Source organism: Martinezella calliandrae, from assembly GCF_030272695.1.
GTDB lineage: Bacteria > Pseudomonadota > Alphaproteobacteria > Rhizobiales > Rhizobiaceae > Rhizobium > Rhizobium calliandrae.
Map to the genome: position 1 here is coordinate 105,314 of NZ_JARFYN010000007.1, position 19,551 is coordinate 124,864.

Annotated in this window: 17 protein-coding genes and 1 tRNA gene; 5 read left to right on the plus strand and 13 right to left on the minus strand. The window is 59.6% G+C overall.

Annotated features, from left to right (window positions below; genetic code table 11):
• Positions 1-6 precede the first annotated feature (6 nt).
• The 5 genes from PY650_RS07430 to PY650_RS07450 all read right to left on the minus strand — a co-directional run bounded on the left by PY650_RS07430 (position 7) and on the right by PY650_RS07450 (position 9,646).
• The gene (locus PY650_RS07430; RefSeq protein ID WP_285878425.1) at positions 7-891 is read right to left on the minus strand and encodes a transglutaminase family protein; all 885 of its coding nucleotides are present in this window, start codon (positions 889-891) and stop codon (positions 7-9) included.
• Positions 892-895: 4 nt separating this feature from the next.
• Positions 896-3,313: a circularly permuted type 2 ATP-grasp protein gene (locus PY650_RS07435; protein WP_285878427.1), complete on the minus strand. Its 2,418-nt coding sequence runs from the start codon at positions 3,311-3,313 to the stop codon at positions 896-898.
• A 13-nt stretch (positions 3,314-3,326) separates the two neighbouring features.
• Entirely contained in the window at positions 3,327-6,647 is a 3,321-nt protein-coding gene (locus PY650_RS07440) for a transglutaminase family protein (RefSeq protein ID WP_285878428.1), read from the minus strand.
• Positions 6,648-6,825: 178 nt separating this feature from the next.
• Entirely contained in the window at positions 6,826-8,253 is a 1,428-nt protein-coding gene (locus tag PY650_RS07445; RefSeq protein ID WP_285878430.1) for a mannose-1-phosphate guanylyltransferase/mannose-6-phosphate isomerase, read from the minus strand.
• 292 nt (positions 8,254-8,545) lie between these two features.
• Positions 8,546-9,646 (minus strand): DUF475 domain-containing protein, encoded by a 1,101-nt coding sequence (locus tag PY650_RS07450; RefSeq protein ID WP_285878432.1) that lies wholly within the window; start codon positions 9,644-9,646, stop codon positions 8,546-8,548.
• A gap of 424 nt (positions 9,647-10,070) precedes the next feature.
• Here PY650_RS07450 and PY650_RS07455 point away from each other — a divergent pair, with 424 nt between their 5' ends.
• Positions 10,071-10,313 (plus strand): hypothetical protein, encoded by a 243-nt coding sequence (locus PY650_RS07455; RefSeq protein WP_285878434.1) that lies wholly within the window; start codon positions 10,071-10,073, stop codon positions 10,311-10,313.
• A gap of 102 nt (positions 10,314-10,415) precedes the next feature.
• On the opposite strand, the gene PY650_RS07460 is transcribed toward PY650_RS07455, so the two are convergent.
• Positions 10,416-10,919: a hypothetical protein gene (locus tag PY650_RS07460; protein WP_285878435.1), complete on the minus strand. Its 504-nt coding sequence runs from the start codon at positions 10,917-10,919 to the stop codon at positions 10,416-10,418.
• A gap of 93 nt (positions 10,920-11,012) precedes the next feature.
• Complete coding sequence (locus tag PY650_RS07465) at positions 11,013-11,243, minus strand: hypothetical protein (protein ID WP_285878437.1); 231 nt, start codon at positions 11,241-11,243, stop codon at positions 11,013-11,015.
• Positions 11,244-11,459: 216 nt separating this feature from the next.
• On the opposite strand from PY650_RS07465, the gene PY650_RS07470 reads away from it, so the two are divergent.
• On the plus strand, positions 11,460-11,768 hold the full coding sequence (locus PY650_RS07470) for a hypothetical protein (RefSeq protein ID WP_285878439.1): 309 nt from the start codon (positions 11,460-11,462) through the stop codon (positions 11,766-11,768).
• Between the two features lie 87 nt (positions 11,769-11,855).
• Here the strand turns inward: PY650_RS07470 and PY650_RS07475 are convergent, their stop codons facing one another.
• The 3 genes from PY650_RS07475 to cpdR1 form a co-directional block, all read right to left on the minus strand.
• Entirely contained in the window at positions 11,856-12,191 is a 336-nt protein-coding gene (locus PY650_RS07475; protein ID WP_285878441.1) for a hypothetical protein, read from the minus strand.
• Positions 12,192-12,434: 243 nt separating this feature from the next.
• Positions 12,435-12,509 (minus strand) — tRNA-Val (locus PY650_RS07480).
• An 84-nt stretch (positions 12,510-12,593) separates the two neighbouring features.
• Positions 12,594-12,956 carry a response regulator CpdR1 gene (gene cpdR1, locus PY650_RS07485; protein WP_004117561.1) on the minus strand — a complete coding sequence of 121 codons (363 nt, stop codon included), beginning with the start codon at positions 12,954-12,956 and terminating at the stop codon, positions 12,594-12,596.
• 287 nt (positions 12,957-13,243) lie between these two features.
• On the opposite strand from cpdR1, the gene PY650_RS07490 reads away from it, so the two are divergent.
• Together PY650_RS07490 and hisN are read left to right on the plus strand one after the other, a co-directional pair.
• Positions 13,244-14,128 carry an N-formylglutamate amidohydrolase gene (locus PY650_RS07490; RefSeq protein ID WP_285878524.1) on the plus strand — a complete coding sequence of 295 codons (885 nt, stop codon included), beginning with the start codon at positions 13,244-13,246 and terminating at the stop codon, positions 14,126-14,128.
• A gap of 496 nt (positions 14,129-14,624) precedes the next feature.
• Positions 14,625-15,398: a histidinol-phosphatase gene (gene hisN / locus PY650_RS07495; protein ID WP_285878443.1), complete on the plus strand. Its 774-nt coding sequence runs from the start codon at positions 14,625-14,627 to the stop codon at positions 15,396-15,398.
• Between the two features lie 144 nt (positions 15,399-15,542).
• Here hisN and PY650_RS07500 read toward each other — a convergent pair whose 3' ends face one another.
• Positions 15,543-16,517: an alpha/beta fold hydrolase gene (locus PY650_RS07500; RefSeq protein ID WP_285878445.1), complete on the minus strand. Its 975-nt coding sequence runs from the start codon at positions 16,515-16,517 to the stop codon at positions 15,543-15,545.
• A 210-nt stretch (positions 16,518-16,727) separates the two neighbouring features.
• Here PY650_RS07500 and PY650_RS07505 point away from each other — a divergent pair, with 210 nt between their 5' ends.
• The gene (locus PY650_RS07505; protein WP_285878446.1) at positions 16,728-17,462 is read left to right on the plus strand and encodes an SDR family oxidoreductase; all 735 of its coding nucleotides are present in this window, start codon (positions 16,728-16,730) and stop codon (positions 17,460-17,462) included.
• Here the strand turns inward: PY650_RS07505 and PY650_RS07510 are convergent.
• Entirely contained in the window at positions 17,413-18,351 is a 939-nt protein-coding gene (locus PY650_RS07510) for a LysR family transcriptional regulator (RefSeq protein ID WP_285878447.1), read from the minus strand. The two genes, PY650_RS07505 and PY650_RS07510, sit on opposite strands and share 50 nt — an antisense overlap.
• Positions 18,352-18,465: 114 nt before the next feature.
• Positions 18,466-19,533, minus strand: coding sequence for a cyclic nucleotide-gated ion channel (locus PY650_RS07515; RefSeq protein WP_285878449.1), 1,068 nt, complete (start codon positions 19,531-19,533; stop codon positions 18,466-18,468).
• Positions 19,534-19,551 lie beyond the last annotated feature (18 nt).

Below are 19,551 nucleotides of genomic sequence, written 5' to 3' on the forward strand. Positions count from 1 at the left end.
TTTCAGCTACTGCGTCTTTAGTGGGATAACATCCACAGCTTGAACCGTCTTCTGCCCGCCATAGCTTTTCAGCACACCGATGACGGGGGCGACATCGGAATAGTCGCGACCGTAGGCGACGACGATATGGTCGGTTGCGGCAGGAATGTTGTTGGTGGGGTCAAGTTCGATCCAGCCCGCCGTTTCACCGCACCAGATGCGCACCCAGGCATGCATGGCGTCAGCGCCTTCCAGCCGTTCCTTGCCGGGCGGCGGGATGGTGCGCAGGAAGCCGCTGACATAGCCGGCAGGAATGCCGAGGCTGCGCAGTGCAATGATCATCACATGCACGAAGTCCTGGCAGACGCCGCGTTTCAGGCGGAATGCCTCCTTCGGTGTGGTGTCGACCGTGGTTGCCTTGGGGTCGTAGATGAAATCCTTGTGGATTTGGGCGCAGACAGCGTTCGCGATCTGCATCACCGTGAGGTTGGTCGCCGCCCATTGCCGGGCGTAATCCGCAATCTCAGCCGTCTCCGGCAGGCGTGGGCTCGTGCCGATGAAATGATGCGGCGACGAGGGTTCTACCGACCAGCAATCGTCGATCTCATCCGGCAGCCTGGCGAGCACCGGCGAGAAGTCAGCGGTAAGCGGCTGGCTTTCCACTTGCACGCGCGCCTGCATGCGGATGTCGAGCCTTTCATGTGGGTTTCGCACCAGGATCGAGGTTGCGGGATGCTGGAAAAAATCGGTGAAGTTCGACTGTTCGTCCGGATGCGGGGTGACTTTCAACGAGCCGGCAATCAGGCGCTGACGGTTGGCCAGCGACAGCGGCAGCACGCGCACGATATGACGCGCGCCGCTAGCCGGCACGTCGTAAATGTAGCCCATGTGCAGTGACAGGTCGTAGAGCATCACATCACCCGAGATAGGTCTGGGCCAGGAGATCGGACAGCCGTTCCAGCTCGCGTTCCAACCGCATGTAGACCTCGCCGTGCATCGTTTCCGGCGTCATGACCGCCAGACCCGAATGCAACCGCATGGCCTCGCGGTAGAACGGCGACATCTGGCCGTTGACAAAGGCATTCGGCAGTTGTTCTACCTCGCGGTGGATCTCGTTCATCTGAAAAAGAATTGAGCGCGGGTTGAGTGGATCGAGCGCCAGGAGATCGGTCACCGTCAAGCGCGCCGTATTGACGTTATAGCGCCGGCGATGGGTCATGACGCTGTCGCCGATTTCAAGCAGCATGTCGAGCGCGCCGTCAGGCGCTTGCGGGCCGGACATATAGCCGAGCAGGCGCGTCATATGCAGGCCACGCTCGATATAGCGCCCGAGCGACAGAAAACGCCAGCCGGTGAAGCGGTACATGTTTTCATGCACGAGGCCGGCAAAGCCCGCGAGCTTGCGCAGCAGGATCGTCATGGCATGGCTGGCGTCGTCGCCGGATTTGATCTTTTCCTTGAAACGCCGGGCGGTCTTGGCGAGGTCGTTCAGTGCCAGCCAGCCGTCGGGCGAGAAGCGATCACGGATGTTGCTGGCGGAATAGACGGCACTTTCGATATTGCGCAGCAGGTTTTCCGGCACGGCTTCCTTGGTGTCGATATCAACCGCTGCAAGATAGGCGCTGACAGCAGCAAGCAGCGGCTGGGTAGGATCGGCGACTTCGGCGAAGCGCCCGTGCCAGGCGCGCAGGATGCGCAGCGCCCCTTCGGCGCGTTCGATATAGCGGCCGAGCCAGAAAAGATTGTCGGCGGCGCGGCTCGGCAGGCTGCCGGGCATATTGCGGGTGAAGGTCTCCTCGGCCGGCAACAGCGTGTGGCGCTCCACCGGCTTGTCGGAAACGATCCAGACATCGGCTGCGGAACCGCCGGCCTGCATGGCAATGGCGGCGACATCGTCACCACTGCCGATGCGGGCAAAGCCCCCGGGCATGATCTGCCAGCCGTTTTCGGTGCGGGCGGCGAAGACGCGCAAGCTCATCGGCCGCGGCCGCAGCTTGCCATTTATCCAAGCTGGCGTCGTCGAGAGCGTCACGACCTCCTGGCCGACCAACTTGTGCCCGTCTCTCGTCAGCCAATCAGCAATCGATTCCTTGGCGGTGGTGCGCAGCGTCGAGCCCAATACCGACTGGCCGTTGTCGTCGAAGAAAGGCATGCAGGAATAGGCCGGGCCGATCACCATTTTTTCGATATGGGCGGCGACGTGCTCGCGTTCGGCCTTCTGTCCGCACCACCAGGTGGCGATCGACGGCAGCTTCAGGTCTTCGCCACGCAGATGCCGGCAGATGCTGGGCATGAAGGCCAGGAGCGCGCGGGTTTCCAGAATGCCGGAACCGAGCGCGTTGACGATGGTGACGCTTTGCGCCCTCAATGCCTCGACCATGCCAGGCGTGCCGATATGGGATTGCTGATTGAGCTCCAGCGGGTCGGCATAGGACGCGTCGAGGCGCCGCCAGAGCACGCTGATCGGCCTTAAGCCAGCGACGGTACGCACCATCATCTGGTCGTTGACAACGGTAATGTCCTCACCTTCCAGCAGCATGAAGCCGAGATAGCGAGCGATATAGGCGTGTTCGTAATAGGTCTCGTTGGCGGGCCCCGGCGTCAAGACGGCGATGCGGTCGGTCGCGCCGCGCTTGGCGCCCTGCAACGCGTCGCGGAAGGCGCCAAAGAAGGAAGCAAGGCGGTGGACATTGGTTTCAGCATAGATATCGGAGAAGGCGCGCGTGGTAGCGACACGGGTCTCCAGCGCGAATCCGGCGCCGGATGGTGCCTGCGCGCGATCGGCCAGCACCCACCAATTGCCGTCCGGCCCGCGGCCGATCTCGAATGCGAGGAAGTGAAGATAGTGTCCGTCCGCAGGTTTGATGCCAGCGAGCGGCCGCAGGAATTCCGGGTTGGCGGCGATCAGCGCGGGCGGCAGCAGACCTTCGTTGATCAGTCGGTTTTCGCCATAGATATCAGCAATGACCTCTTCGAGGAGGTCGGCGCGCTGGCGAAGGCCGGCCGACAGCGCCTGCCATTCACCTTCGTCGATCAGCACGGGAATATGCGAAATCGGCCAGTTGCGTTCGCTGACGCCCTTTGCTCCATAGGCTCGGTAGAACACACCGGCGTCGCGCAGATAGCGGTCGGCGCGGGCGAAGCGCTCCAAGAGTTCCTTTTCCGGCATGTGGGTCAAGGCACCGAGCAGGTTTTGCCAGACGGGCCGCACCGCACCGTGATTGTCGACCATTTCGTCGGCAACGCCGGGCAAAGCGGAATAGGCAAAGGCCGGATCGTTGCCGATGCCAGCCTTTATAAGGTCTCGCCGCTCTGTCGCTGGTTTTTTGCCCATGCCTATACCTGTTTCAAACTCCGATCGGTCGTCTGAGATCGAGCGTCAGCGGAAACTCCCGCGACACTGATTCCGCAAGCAGATTATAGCCGCTCGCCGTATGTCCCCAAGGTTCGAATCGCGCCAGGCGCCGCGCTTCCGCCTCGTTGCCGTTGACAGGGAAGGTGTCGTAGTTCCGGCCACCCGGATGGGCAACATGATAGATGCAGCCACCGATCGAACGCTTCGACCATGTATCATAAATGTCGAAGGTCAAGGGTGCGTCGATCGGCAGGACCGGGTGCAGGCCCGAGGCTGGATGCCAAGCCTTGTAACGGACGCCGGCAACAAAAACGGCCGAGGAGCCCGTCGGCGTCAGCGGCAGGGCGCGGCCGTTGCAGGCAACGGTGTAGCGTGAGGGATTACTGCTTTCGAGCCGCACCTGCAGCCGCTCTACCGATGAATCGACGTAACGGACGGTGCCGCCAATCGCGCCTTCTTCGCCCATGACATGCCAGGGTTCCAGGGCCTGGCGAAGCTCCAGCTTGCTGCCCTCATATTCGACCTCGCCGCAGAAAGGGAAGCGGAATTCGAGCTGCGCCTGGAACCATTCGGAACGAAGGTCGAAGCCGTTTTCCCGCAGGTCGATCAGCACATCGAGAAAGTCCTGCCAGATATAATAGGGCAGCATGAAACGGTCGTGCAGCGACGTGCCCCAACGGACGAACTTGCCGTCGATCGGGCTGCGCCAGAAGCGGGCGATGAGGGCGCGGACCAGCAATTGCTGGGCAAGGCTCATGCGCGCATTCGGCGGCATTTCAAAGCCGCGCAGTTCCACCAGCCCAAGGCGGCCGGTCGGTCCATCCGGCGAGAACAGCTTATCGATGCAGATCTCCGAGCGATGGGTATTGCCGCTGACATCGGTCAGAAGGTTGCGGAACAGGCGGTCGACGAGCCAGGGTAGGGGCCGGGTGCCGCGACCGGGCGCCGGCACCTGCGCCAGCGCGATTTCCAGCTCGTAGAGGCTGTCGTGGCGTGCCTCGTCGACACGCGGCGCCTGGCTGGTCGGGCCGATGAACAGGCCGGAGAAGAGGTAGGAAAGCGAAGGGTGGCGCTGCCAGTGCAACACTAGGCTCTTCAGAAGATCGGGCCGACGCAGGAATGGACTGTCATTCGGGTTGGCGCCGCCGACGACGACATGGTTGCCGCCGCCGGTGCCGGTATGGCGGCCGTCGATCAGGAACTTGTCCGTACCAAGGCGTGTCTGTCGGGCTTCTTCATAGACCGCGGTGGTGATGTCGACGCATTCCTGCCAATTCGACGCCGGGTGGATGTTGACTTCGATCACGCCGGGATCAGGCGCGACGCGGATAACGTTGATGCGCTCGTCCTGCGGCGGCGAATATCCTTCGATATGCACGGGAAGTCCGAGTTCCGATGCCGCATTTTCGGCCGCGGCCAGCAGTTCGAGATAGTGCTCGATCGTCTCGACGGGCGGCATGAAGACGCAGAGCCGACCGTCGCGCGGCTCGACCGAGATCGCGGTGCGCACCGCACCGCCGATTTCGCCAAGTGTCTGTTCGATGCGCCATTGTGGGCTTTCGTCCGCCTGAAAAGAGGCTTCCGGCATGGCCCGGCCAGCGGGCACGAACACTTCCGGCAACGGCGTACGCGGGCTCGAAGGATCGGCGGTATGGATATAAGGATAGCGGGACGGCGGCACATAAGGGAGGGTCCCGAGCGGAAGACGATAGCCGACAGGGGAATCGCCCGGCACCAGGAAAATCCTGCCGCGGCGCGTGCGCCATTTTTCGCTGATCCAGCGCGTGCGCCTGGCGCGCGCATTCCAGGCCTGCACCGGAAGGATGTAGCCGGTGGCTGTTGTCAGCCCGCGTTCGAAGACGCGGGCGATACGGCTGCGTTCCTCCGGATCTTTCAGTTTCGAATTGGACGGATCGACATTTTCCGGCAGGCTGCCTTCCTTAATGATCCATTCGGCCGGATCCTCATAGGCCGGCTGAACCATGTCTGGCTCGATCGCCAATTCCCTGGCCATCGCGGTCAGAAACCTCTCCGCGTCGACCGCGTTCGCGCCGGTCATTACTGTCTCTTCGGCGATCAAAGCGGGATTCTGCCAGACAGGCCGGCCGTCCTTGCGCCAGTAGAGCGAGAAGGTCCAGCGCGGCAGGCTCTCGCCCGGATACCATTTGCCCTGGCCGTAGTGCAGGAAGCCGCCCGGCGCGAAGCGATCGCGCAGGCGGCGGATCAGTTGATCCGCCCTGTCGCGCTTGGTCGGGCCAACGGCGGCGGTGTTCCATTCTTCCGATTGGAAATCGTCGATCGAGATGAAGGTCGGCTCGCCGCCCATAGTCAGGCGCACATCGTCGCTTTTCAGGATGCGGTCGACTTCCTCGCCGAGCGCATTCAGCGCTTCCCAACTCTCATCGGAGAAGGGTTTGGTGATGCGTGGATGCTCGGCAACGCGGGCCACCTTCATGTCGAATTCGAATTCGGTTTTTGCCTCACCAAAATAGCCGCCGGAGATCGGCGCCGCGTTGCGGTAATGCGGCGTGGCGGCCAGTGGAATATGGCTCTCGCCGGTCAATAGGCCCGAGGTCGGATCGAGGCCGACCCAGCCGGCGCCAGGAAGATAGACCTCCGCCCAGGCATGCAGGTCGGTAAAGTCGTATTCCGTGCCCGAGGGACCATCGAGTGCCTTCAGATCCGGCGTGAGCTGAATGAGATAGCCGGAGACGAAGCGGGCGGCGAGGCCGAGATGGCGGAGGACCTGAACGAGCAGCCAGCTCGTGTCGCGACAGGACCCCTTTGCCTTTTCCAGTGTCTGTTCCGGTGTCTGCACGCCGGTCTCCAGGCGAATGACGTAGCCGATTTCATGCTGCAGCCGCGCATTAAGGCCGACGACCATGTCGACGGTGGGTTGTTCGGCGCGGTCAAGCGTTGCGAGGAAGGCTGCAAGGAGCGGTCCCGGCTCCTCCGGCTTCATATAGATCGACAGATCTTCGCGAATGGTTTCGGGATAATCGAAGGGCCACTTGGTGGCTTCCTCTTCGACGAAGAAGTCGAAGGGATTGTAGACCGTCATGTCGGCAACGAGATCGACCTCGATCTTCAGCTCGGCCACCGGATCGGGAAAAACGAAGCGCGCAAGATAGTTGCCGTAGGGGTCTTGCTGCAGATTCACGAAATGATTGGAGGGCGTTACCTTCAGCGAATGGCTGAGGACTCGCGTCTTGGAGTGCGGCGCCGGTTTCAAGCGAATAATTTGAGGGCCGAGGCGGACCGGATTGTCGTATTTATAATGGGTGAGATGATAAATGCTTGCTTTGATCGCCATATTTCTCTTTGCCTAGCTCGCATCGTTGTGCGGCATTTGCTGTTCCCGCCGGTAGTGTGTGCAATGCAGCGGAAGAAAGCAAGGCGTCTTGGCGGTCAATCAAAGCCAATCCACGCAGCGCTAAAACAAAAGCGGCGAGCCTTTGCCCGCCGCTTCAAAGTCAATGCTGCCGAATACTTCAGCTTCGGCCGAATTCGTCGACCAGGCGGATGATGTCATCTTCGCCGAGATAGGAGCCCGTCTGTACCTCAATCAATTCCAACAGGATCTTGCCGGGGTTGGACAGGCGGTGCACTTCGCCGAGCGGGATGTAGATCGACTCGTTTTCGCGCAGCATCTGCACGTGTTCGCCGACCGTTACCTCCGCCGTGCCCTTGACGACGATCCAATGTTCGGAACGGTGGTGATGTTTCTGCAGCGACAGCTTCTTGCCCGGCAGGACAAAGATGCGCTTCACCTGGAAACGTTCGCCGTTCAGCACCGAGGTGTAACCGCCCCAAGGGCGATAGGACGTCGGATGGGTCTCTGTAAGCTTGGCCGTCGTCTTCTGGCTGGCGAGCAGCTTGACCAGCTTGCCGACTTCCTGGCTATCCTTGAGCTGGCCTACATAAACAGCATCCTCGCTGGCGATGACGGCGACGTCCTCCATCCCCTGCACCGCGAGATGGACGCCATGCGTCATGACAAGCGAGTTCTTGGTGTTGACCAGCGTCGTGTCGCCGGCAGCCACGTTGCCGTTATCGTCGCGCTTGCCGACCTTCCAGACCGAATCCCAGCTACCGAGATCCGACCAGGTGAAGGGTGAGGGGACGACGGCTGCATTCGCCGTCTTTTCCATGAGCGCGTAATCAATGGAAATATCGGGGCTTTTGACGAATGCCTCGGCGTCGAGGCGGGTGAAATCAAGATCGCGTGTCGCCTTCGAAACCGCCTTGCTGGCGGCCTTTTCGACGTCCGGCGCGTATTCGTGCATTTCCGAGAGAAGCTGGCCGGCCGAGAACATGAACATGCCGGAGTTCCAGTAGAACCCGCCGCTGGCAATCATCGCTTCGGCTTTTTCGAGCGCAGGCTTTTCGACGAAACGCTTGACCGCATGCGCGCCGGTCGACAGTGCCTTGCCGCTTTCGATATAGCCATAGCCGGTCGCCGGCTCGGTCGGCGCTATCCCGAAGGTCACGAGCTTGCCTTCGAGCGCGGTGTCGCGGGCAGTCCGCACACAGTCGTAATAGGTGGCGTTGGCGTCGATCTCGTAGTCGGAACCGAGGACGTGCATCGTCGCGTCCTTGCCGAAGAGTTCGGTGACGAGCGTCGCTGCAGCGGCTACGGCAGCAGCGGTGTTGCGGGCCACCGGCTCCAGCAGGACGGCGGCGAGCTTCAGGCCAAGTTCACGCGCCTGTTCGGCAACTAGGAAGCGGAATTCTTCGTTGGTGAGGACGATGGGCGCTTCGTAAAGCTCAGGATCGGAGACACGTGCCAACGTGCTCTGGAAAAGCGTCTTGTCGCCGATGAACTGGATGAATTGCTTCGGCGCAGAGGCGCGCGACAGCGGCCATAACCGTGTTCCCTTGCCGCCGGCCATGATCACTGGAACGATTTTGGCTGCCATATTTGCCTCTCTCCTAGACACTTTATGCAAGTACGCTTCGCGGTCATCTGCAACATATGCGATTGCGACGCTCGCCCTTAAAACAACTGGCCTTCGCCATTGCGTCATTTTTCAGGAAAATACCAGCGGGAATCTGACATCGACTGCGAACATTCGTCGATCTTAGTGTGGAAATTCTAACAGACAAAGTCATGCTTCGGTTGAGAGGCCAGATCCGTGTTGCGGGATTTTCCATCGAAAGACGTAGGTGTTGCCGCCATGTCGATGCGGCAACATCCATGGATCATTTTAGTTAGGCCTTGGCTCTATCGCGCGGCTCTTCATCGGCCGGACCATGCTTCAGGCCGTTGCGCTTGTTGTAGCGGATCGACGACCAAAGCGAGATGCCGATCAATACCGCACCGCCGAGGCCGGTGATGACTTCGGGAATATGCACGAGTGTTTGGACATACATGATCACCGAGAGAATCAGGATGGCGTAGAAGGCGCCGTGTTCCAGGTAGCGATAGTGGGCGAGCGTGCCTTTTTCCACCAGCATGATCGTCATCGAGCGCACATACATGGCGCCGATGCCGAGGCCAATGGCGATGACGAAGAGATTCTGGGTCAGCGCGAAAGCGCCGATGACACCGTCGAAGGAGAAGCTGGCATCGAGGATTTCCAGGTATAGGAAGGCTCCGAGACCACCCCTTGCGGCAGCGCTCATCGTCTTTTGCGAGGCATCCAAAAAGCCGCTTACGACCTCCACCAGAAGAAAGGTCACGAGACCGTAGACGGAAGAATAGAGGAATGTCGTCGCATCCTCGCCGCCGAGCAGCGTGGCAAAGATCAGAACGAAGATCAGCACCAAGGCGATTTCGATGCCTTTGACGGTGGCGAAATGGGCCATCGCCCTTTCGACAAAGGCGATCCAATGGACATCCTTCTCGCGATCGAAGAAATAGGTAAGGCCGACCATCATCAGGAAAGTGCCACCGAAAGCGGCGATAGGCAGGTGGGCGCCGTTCATGACCTCGGCATATTGCGCCGGTCTGGTAGCTGCGAGCTTCAGTGCTTCCCACGGATTGATATGGGCGGCGATCGCGACGATCGCCAGCGGAAAAACGATGCGCATGCCGAAGACAGCGATGATGATACCCCAGGTCAGGAAGCGATGCTGCCAGACAGGCGTCATTTCCTTCAGCTTGTTGGCATTGACGATGGCATTGTCGAAAGAGAGCGATATTTCGAGCACGGCCAGCACCAAGCAGATGACAAAGGCTGTCGCCAAGCCGCCGAGCGTGCCGGTCATGTTCCAGCCGAGCACTCCACCGAGGACGAGACCGGCTATGGTGACGATGAAAGCCCAACCGAAATAGCCGAGCGCGGATTTGGAGGAAGAGGACCGCGTCATCGACGCACCTCGTCAGAGCCGGAAAAGATGTGTGCGGTGTCAGGGCACAGCCGCATGCCAGAGACGGCATGCGGGCGAGGCATGGTCAGACTATTCATGAAAAGAAATCCGCCGGCTCATCTGCAGGCGGTACCGACATCGCGAGAGCGCCGTTTATACTCTCGCCAGAGGGGCCCGGCACCAAAGTTCACTCCGCAGCCGATGTCAGAAGGCGCGGAGATACTACCATTAGTTAGTGAAAATATGGCGCCCGTCAAGAGCTTGCCCCGGTTCGCCGCGGTCATTGTCGCAGGGCAGGAAATTGCGGAACCAAACGGAGAAGCGGGCGTTTGGCCTTCAGGCGGGCAGGACGATGTCCGTTGCAAGACAGATCCATCCCGGATTTCAGTGTCGGATAGAGAGCAGCGGCCAAGGAGGACCTTCCATGAGCCCCCATCCCATTCATCACAAATCAAAGGAAAAGAAGCCGGAAGCACCGGCCCGGCACAAGCGTGCACGCCCGAACGTTCTGCGCCAGGCACAGGTGTTGCCACCGCACAATGTCGACCTGACACTGCAGCCCGCGGCACATGAAGATGTCCATGTTCCAGCCCATGTCAGCGGTGCTGACCTATCCCGCGAGGCCCCGGGGGACGCCAACCACGGCGGGAAGCACAAAGGCCATTAGAAAGAAAATTTGGCTCAGTAAAATTTGGCTCAGTAAATTTTGGAAGCCGGAGGTATTTCGGGCCGACGCAGGTCCAGTGGCCCCCGGGAGAGGGCGCTTTGCCTATTTGGCCCGGGGCTTGCCGCTCGACGGGGGCTTGCCGCTCGACGGGGGCTTGCCGTTGGACTGGAAGCTGCCGGTGAAGCTCAACTCGGTCGATTTTGCCGAGCATTCGATGGCAATGGGCTTACCCGAATAAGGGTTCGCGAAGGTGCAGACGCCCTTGGCCTCGACCTGGCCGGTCATCTTGTTGCCGGCGCCAGTGGAAATGACGTCGATCGGCAATTGCGCAGTCCCATTTTTCGCGCCGGGCTTGATTGCACGCCCATTGCCCTGGAAGCCAAGCATCTTGCCACCGGATGAAAAAATGAAAGTGACCGAGCCGTCCGGTCCGGTCACACTGGCGATCTCCGCCTTGCAGCCCTTCGAGGCATCGAGCTTGCCGACGACGAGCTTGGAACACGTGCCGCTGATGACGGCCACACCCGGCCCAGGAAAATTCTGTGCGGCGGCGCTGCCGGAAACGGTCACGACTGTCAATCCAATAGCGAGGCCTGCGAATCTCATGAATGGCTCCCTTCAAGCCCGCGCAAGTTTGCCGATGGAAATGTGGCAGTCAATCCCGGTGCGATGATGCGCGCGTGCAGTCAAGGGCGCTGGTCATTCCGGGACGAGCGTTCCGATCAACTGCAGCAGGGCGTTCTGGCGGTTGCCGCCGCCGGCGAGAAATTCGTAGAGCGTCATCTTCTTTTCGGTGCCACCGTCGACAAGGTAGTCGGATTGGCGGATGACGAAGACCTCGCCACTTTCGGTGTCTCGGGCAAGGTGAAACAGATATTCGTCGCCGTTGGGCTTGTGGTTTTTATAGAACTGTTTCTTCACGATCGCCATCTGGTCCTCCCGCACGATCAATGCTTTAGCATGACAGTAGTGTGACAGCGCGATCGGAAGTCAAGGGACTTTTGGATAGAAGCGATGCCTGCGCCCCCGCCTGCAGAGCATTTCAGCGCTGGGCATCAGCATGTGATTGGATATCGATAAAAAGAGCATTATTCTCAACCCGCGCGATCGAGTTTTCGAGACGCCATCAGCAAGAGGTCAAAGCAAATGAGAATGATGTTAGCGTTAGGAGCGGTACTAAGTTTAGCTTGCGTCTCTGCAGGCGAAGCGCCCTCGAACTATCAGTCATATCACGGTGTCCGCGTCGATGCCGATCCAGTGCTTTTAGCGAGATACGACAGGGCTCTGCACTATTGCGAACCGGAGGCCTATTCCTGGCACAGGGGGTCTCCCGATCCAAACAGCACCATGTATATACTGGCATTGAGAGATTGTTTATATCGGCACAGCTTTGTAGATCGCGGCGCCTATGCCTATCCAACAACGGCTTGGTACCGGCACCTTCTGGATCGCTGATCGCCAAAATTCAGCCCCGCCAGATGATGGGCTTTGGCGCCGCGTATAACGGCGCCTTCGCTCCTCGAGCTAAACGTTTCGCTGCTCTCAATCACAGACGCGCAGTCGTTCGTAGTGGTATCCGTCGTCATATTCGTTTTGAACCGGGCGGCTCTCATACCAGCATCTAGGCGGCGGTGGGGCAGTCTCATAGGCTCCACCGTTTGCGATTGCGCCGCCAATCAAACCACCGATGAGCCCGGCCGCTACGCCGCCGGCGATTGCACCGCCATAATTGTGATGGTGATGATGCCGTTCCCAATCGCCATGACGATACGTGGTCCGGCCATCATATTGCTGCGCTTGTGCGTAGCTGCCCGGGATTACAGCACCACTTGCAAACGCTGCAGCGATGAAAACCGAGAGAATTGTCTTCTTAATCATGACCACCTCCGGCGGAATGCGCCATATTTCACTAATGTTCGACTCACCCAAACAACGCTTTCAAGCATGATTGTGTTCAAATGAACACCGCCTGAACGCTGGATTAGCTGCGGTAACTTCCAAGCGCCGCAATTGAGTTATCGGTAGGGCCGTCCTTGTTGTAGAGGAGATTCCATGACCTGCCGATCACATGAAAAAAGGCCATTCGATCTCTCGAAAGGCCTTTTATATCAGAAACTTGGATGGTGGGCGTGACAAGGATCGAACTTGTGACCCCTACGATGTCAACGTAGTGCTCTCCCGCTGAGCTACACGCCCATCCGATGGCGGCGCATAGATCACAAAACCTTGGTGGCCGTCAATAGGCTTTTTTTCGGTTTTGTGACGTTGCTGCCAGAAGTCCTATGCAGCAAGGAGTTTGTTGACCTCGTCGACCAACTCGCGCAGGTGAAAGGGCTTGGAAAGAACCTTGGCATCCTTCGGCGCCTTCGAATCAGGGTTCAGCGCCACTGCAGCGAAGCCGGTAATGAACATCACTTTCAAGTCCGGATCGAGCTCGGTGGCGCGGCGCGCCAGTTCGATGCCATCCATCTCCGGCATGACGATGTCGGTAAGCAGCAGCGAAAAGGGCTCTTCGCGCAGCCGGTCATAGGCGCTTGCTCCATTGTCAAAGGACAGGACCTTGTAGCCGGCCTTTTCCAGCGCCTTCACAAGGAAGCGACGCATGTCGTTGTCATCTTCGGCAAGGAGTATCTTCTGGGTCATCATCTGTTCGCTAATCAACTTTTGTCTGGTTGGACTTGTCCAGCGTCCAACATAGTCGTTGGCCGTAAACAAGCGGTGAATGGTCTGCCAAGGGCACAGCCATTCGTGTTCGTTCGTTGCGTCCCGATTGCGTCCAAAACCGCTTTGCGCATCTTGGGATCGTGCTTTCGGGCATTACGCTGCGACCCATTGTATTAAGGCCATTTTGCTTAAGTTAGTATGGACTTGCGGGCGAGCAACTGGCAACATGGATGCTGCGACAAGTTGTTGACATGGTAAAGACGTTGATGTCCGCAGAAATGCGTAATTTCGAGATTTTTGAGGTATTGGAGCCCGTCTCTCAGACAATCCCCTTTGTCTACAGCTCACCCCATAGCGGTCGCATCTATCCACCCGATTTTATTGCCCAGTCCCGCTTGCAAGGCATCGCCATCCGCCGCTCGGAAGATCACTACGTCGATGAGCTGTTTTCGGCGGCGAGCGGCCTCGGTGCGCCGTTGCTGTTCGCCAATTTTCCACGCGCCTATATCGACGTCAACCGTGAGCCCTATGAGCTCGACCCTCGAATGTTCGACGGCGTGCTGCCGCCTTATGCAAATATCAATTCGCTGCGGGTTGCCGGCGGCCTTGGCACCATTCCGCGCATCGTTGCGGAAAACATGGAAATCTACGCCCGTCGCGTACCGGTCGAGGATGCGCTGAAGCGCATCGATACGATATACAAGCCTTACCATGCGACCCTTCGCCGGCTGATTGCCCGTACGCATGTCAAATTCGGTTTCGGCGTTCTGGTCGACTGCCATTCGATGCCGGGCAATATCCGCATTGTCGGCAGCAACGTGCGCCCCGATTTCATCCTTGGCGATCGCTACGGGACCAGCGCTTCGGCAGACCTTTCGCGCGCTGCCATGCAGATCCTTGAAGAACTCGGCTTTAACGCTGTGCGCAATAAGCCCTATGCCGGCGGCTTCATCACCGAGCATTATGGGCGTCCCTCTCGCGGATTGCACGCCCTCCAGATCGAAGTCAATCGCTCGCTCTATGTCGATGAAACGACGCTGGAGAAGCGGTCGGATTTCGATTCGGTGGCCGCCGCCATCACCCTGTTCATGAAGCGCATGGCCGAGCATGTGGAGTCCTACGCAGGCGATCCGGCGTTGGCGGCGGAATAATGCAAGGCCCCTTCGCCCCCGCAAGGCGGGGAGAAGGTAGTCCGGAAACATTGAGCTGGGCGAAACGTCGACGGATGAGAGGCCGTTTCGGACCTTTCAGAGCGAATTGAATCTGTCGATCCATTTGGCGATGGTGATGGTCAGGCGAGGTTGTCGTTGTTGCGCGCTGGTGTCTGATGCCTGGCCCCTCATCCTGACCCTCTGTCCACAAGCGCGGCGAGGGGACCCCTCCAACAAAAAAAGAACCGCGCTTTTGGCGCGGCTAAGTCTAGGGAGGAAACACCCAAGGAGGGTATTTACAGTCAGAAGACTGTAAGCGGATATTGCTATTGCATTGCACAAATGTCAAGCAGATTATTGCGATGCAAAATATTTGGGCATTCGCCGAATTTCTGCCTGATCGCCGGGCAATCCGCCTCTCGTATCGGCATTTGGTTTGCTTCCTGACGTTTATGCGCTATGACTTCGCCCGTCCCGTCATTTATCCGGATCGACGATGCTTCCTGACCGTACGTTCTTCTATCGTCTGGCCGAGGCGGCCAAGGCTGAGACCCTACCGCGCTTCCGCGCCGGTATCGACGTGGTCAATAAGGAGGCCAAGGGGTACGACCCGGTGACCGAGGGCGATCGTGCCGCCGAACTTTCGATCAGGGCACTCATCGAAGCGGAATTTCCCGATCACGGCATCCTGGGTGAAGAGCACGGCAATGTCGGTCTCGATCGCGAGCATGTCTGGGTGATCGATCCGATCGATGGTACCCGCGCCTTCATCTCCGGGGTGCCTGTCTGGGGGACGCTGATCGGCCTGCAGAAAAACGGCCGCGCCATTATGGGCATGATCGACCAGCCGTTTACCGGCGAGCGCTATTTCGCCGACAGCAATGGCTCGACCTACACCGGCCCGGATGGTGAAAAACGGCTGCAGGTGCGCGATTGCGGCCGCCTGTCGAACGCCATTCTCTTCACCACCTCGCCGCATCTTTTCGTTGGAGAAGAGTTGGCGAAATATCGAGAGATCGAGAGTGGGGTGCGCCTCTTCCGCTACGGCACGGATTGCTACGCCTATGCGCTGCTCGCCGCCGGGCACGTCGATCTGGTCATCGAAAATTCGCTGAAGCCCTATGATGTCGGCGGCATCATCCCCGTCATCGAGCAGGCGGGCGGCATTATCACCACTTGGGATGGCGGCCGGCCGGAAATGGGCGGCAGCATCATCGCCGCGGGCAGCCGTGCGGTCTATGATGAGGCAAGGGCGATCCTGTCGCGATAGAGCGGGAAAGCGTTTCACGGAAGCGCTTTCCCGCTCTATCGCTTGGTTTTTACGCATTCCGGGCGGAAAACCACTTCGACTTATCCCGGAATTGTTCTAGCGGCACATTTTCGGATTCGCGATCCCGCGGCGCGAGATTCCGCTTTAAATCCCGACCCCCGCCATATCCGTATTCGCCTCAGCATCGCTACCGGGGATAAAGGCGTTGATGGCGGCGAGTGCCGCGTTGCGATAGACGTCCCGCTCCTGAAGAATCTCGTGTTTCGCGCCGTGGACGGGCACGAGCTGTGCTGCGCGGAAATAGCGCGACAGTCGTTCCTGGTCGGCATAGGGCACGACGCCGTCGCGAGTCGGCGCGATCAGCACGGTCGGAATGGCGATAGAGAAAAGATGCTCCGGCGTATTGACGTGCTCGATCGTCCGGAACGCTTCCAGCAGCCAGCGCGCCGTTGGCGGTCCGAGGGCGAGCTGCGGATAGGTCGTTGCGATGGCGATATTGCGCCGATATCGTCGTTCGTCCGTCGTCAGCGGGTTTTCGGCGAAAGACCTTTCCTTGAATCTTTTGCTGAACTGCATCCGGCCGAGACCAACGGCGCTGACCGAGCCGGAGAGGAAACGCACAAGGCGAGGCGAAGCGCCGTGGCCCGTGAGGCCAACGAAGGGTGCAGATAACACCATGCGCTCGATCCGCGTGGTCAGCCGCGGTGCCGCCGACAGTGCGATCAGCGCGCCGGTCGAATGTGCCAGCAGATAGAAGGGCAGGCGCGTATCCGGCAGCACGATCTTTTCGAGGAAAGCGCTAAGGTCCCGCTCATAATCGGAAAAGTGGCGGACATGCCCGCGCAAGGGGTCCTTCAACAGCCGCTCGGAACCGCCCTGGCCGCGCAGATCAAAGGTCGCGACCCACAGTCCCTTGGCGGTCAGATCGCGGATCGTCTCGAAATATTTCTCGATGAACTCGTTGCGGCCTTGCAGCACCACCACGGTGCCCTTGGCGACCGGCTGTTTGCAGCGGAAGACGACATAGCGCAGCTTGCGCTCGTCAAAGGTTTCAAAGAACCCCTCGGTGCGGTTTTCCGGCACCGGATTGTCTGCTGTGGAATAGAGGATCGAATCCATGACGATGTCGCGCCTCGCTGACGGAATCTCCTTCTCAAGGGGATAGCGCAGGCTGGGGGAATTGCAACTGGTTTGTTGGCGTGCCCGGCGCCCGCGCGACGATGTTCCTCCATCGGCGTTTCCGATGACACTATCGTTTTTCTCCGTTTCCCCTCCTTGCGTGTCTCTGCGAATTTTCCGCCGTAGTCATCAATTGCAGGTAAGAACGACATGACAATTGCCGAAATCGCCAATTCAAGAATTCTTATTGTCGGCGGCAGCTCCGGAATGGGCCTGGCACTGGCGAAGCGCTTGCTCGCCGTTGGCGCCGAGGTCGTCATCGCCGGACGGAACGAGGAGAAACTTCAGTGCGCTTGCGCGGAACTCCAAAGTCCGGCGCTCTGCGCAGTGACGGTCGATATCACGCAGGAAGGCCAGGTCGCCGATCTCTTCAAAAGGGTCGGTCGGCTCGATCATATCGTGAGCACAGCCGCCGATATCGAAGGTGCTTATGAGCTGCTGCCTTCGCTAGATCTCAGGGCCGCGCAAAAGGTCGTGGAAAGCAAACTCTATGGGCCGCTATTGCTGGCGAAATATGGCGCGCCTTTATTCTCCACCACCGGTTCTATCACCTTCACATCCGGAATCGCGGCCTATCGTCCATTGGCGCGGGGGGCGGTCGTCGCCGCCGTCAACGCGGGCCTGGAGGGCCTGGTCCGCGCGCTAGCGGTTGAGTTGGCGCCAATCCGTGTGAATGCCGTGTCGCCTGGCTGGGTCGACACGCCCATCTGGAGCCTTGTTGCCGGAGACAAGAAAGAGGAGACACTGGGCGCCATGGCAAAACGACTGCCGGTGGGGCGAGTGGGACAACCGGAAGACATCGCCGACGCCATCAGCTTCCTAATGGGCAATGCCTTTACAACGGGGACGATACTGCATGTCGAAGGCGGGCATCGGCTGGTCTAGCCGGCGCGAAATTGTCGCCCGTGGCCGCCAGCAACAGCTTCAGGGCTGGCGGCTGAACACGCCTGCGCCGCCACACCATCACAAGCGATGCCGTCCGCACTGGACCCGGCCAGGGCATCTCGCTGAATTCGCCACGGTCGAGTGCGTCGGCGACCGCAAGCCGTGGAACCAGACTTGCGCCGGTGCCGGCTGCCACGAGCCGAGCAATTGTGCCGATGCTGCCGACTTCAGCGGCGAGCTTCGGTGCCGTGAGCCCTGCCTCAGCGAATGCCTTGTCGAAGAGGTGTCGATAGATGCAGCCGACTTCGGTTGCCACGAAGCTCACGGAGGCCAGTGCCGTAAGATCGCCTCTTTTCATTGCGGTTTCCTGCTCGCGAGGCGCAATAAGGATCAGCGGCTCCGCTGATATCACCCGCTTTACCAGGCGTTCATCGAGACCGTCCCTGTCAAAACAAAAGGCGACATCGATCTCGCCGACTTCGAGCTTGCGCAAGAGATCGCCGCTGCCCGCGACTTTCACCCTTAGGCTGATATCAGGATGTTCACTTTGAAAAGCCGGCAGCCATTGCGCAAGACTGATGGAAGCAATTGTCTCCGGCGCGCCGATCGTCACCGTCCCAGCCGCAGCGCCAGAGGCTGCTTCGACGGCGGCGCGTGCCTCGTCCGCGACCGTCAGGATTTCTTCGGCATAGGGCCTTAATGTCTCGCCTGCTGCCGTCAGTGCGAGAGCCGATCTCGACCGGACAAAAAGCGCGGTACCCAGTTCGGTTTCGAGCGACTGGATCTGATCGCTCACGCTCGATTGCGCGAGATGAACCTCCTCGGCCGCACGGGTGAAATTTCGGGTTCGGGCAACCGCGAGGAATGTCTTGAGCAGTCTGGGGTGCATCGAGTTCGTTCCATACTAGGGTCAGAACAAGCGCCATCCTGTCACGAGACAGCGCCCTATATGGACGACGCTGCCATGTCGCTTATGCCACCGTCAACATCACGTTGTTCTGTGTCAGGACTTCGGGGTGGTGCCGCCTCGCTCGAGTGCGGTTTTGCGAATGATATCGGCGATCTCCGGGCTGCTGCTGGACAGCATCTGGAAATCCGCCGCGTAAAGCGACAGCAGGGAGACCTCGGTTACGGCACTGACGGTCGCCGAGCGAGGTTCGCCGCTGATCAGCGCCATTTCGCCGAAGAAGCTGCCGGCGCCGAGTTCCACCGGGTTCGGTGTCGCGACGCTGACCCGGCCCTCAACGATGAAGAACATCTGGTCACCGGTCTCGCCTTTGCGGCAGATGATGCCGCCGGCCGGCACGACGCGGGACCTCAATGCCCGCACGATCTCGATGAGGACCGCCGAACCAAGCTTCTGGAACAACGGCACCGCCGCGACCAGTTGCCAGTTGCGCACGAAGTCCTGGCGGCGAACTTCGTCGTAGAAGCCGGTGGCGATAATGCCGGCCCAGAGTCCGAAAATGGCGATTCCGCTCATCATGACCAGCCCGGCAAGTATACGGCCGGCGAAACTTTGTGGGATCTCGTCGCCATAGCCTGTGGTCGACAGCGTAACCACTGCCCACCACATCGCCAGGGGTATGCTGCCGAACTTGTCGGGTTGGACGTCGCGCTCGATGATATAGGCTATGAGAGCCGCGCCAAATAGAACGATGCCGAAGATCGAGGTGACGCCGATCAGGTTGCGAGCCTCCTTGGACAGGACCCTGCCCAGCAGGCGGAAGAAGGTCGAACCGCGCAGCGGTTTCAGCAGCCAGACGGCACAATAGAGACTCTGATCGCGCCCGCCGACAAACAGGAACGCGGCCAATGGGACTAAAACGGCAAGCACATCGATTGTTATTTCCGGCGCCCTGACGCCAATGTCTCTCGCGCGCTGCCCGATCAGCGTCTCGGTCAGTTGCAGAACATAGGCAGCCCAGATGCCGATGAGCAGGAATTCCAGAATGAGCCTGGTCTGTCCGGTCATGTTCGGCGTCGTGAGCGCAGCCACGGTCAAGAGACCGATTATAGCGAGCAGCGCGTTCAGCGGTGCGGAAATCTTCGAGAACGGGAGCGCCGACATTCAATACCCCCCGACCGA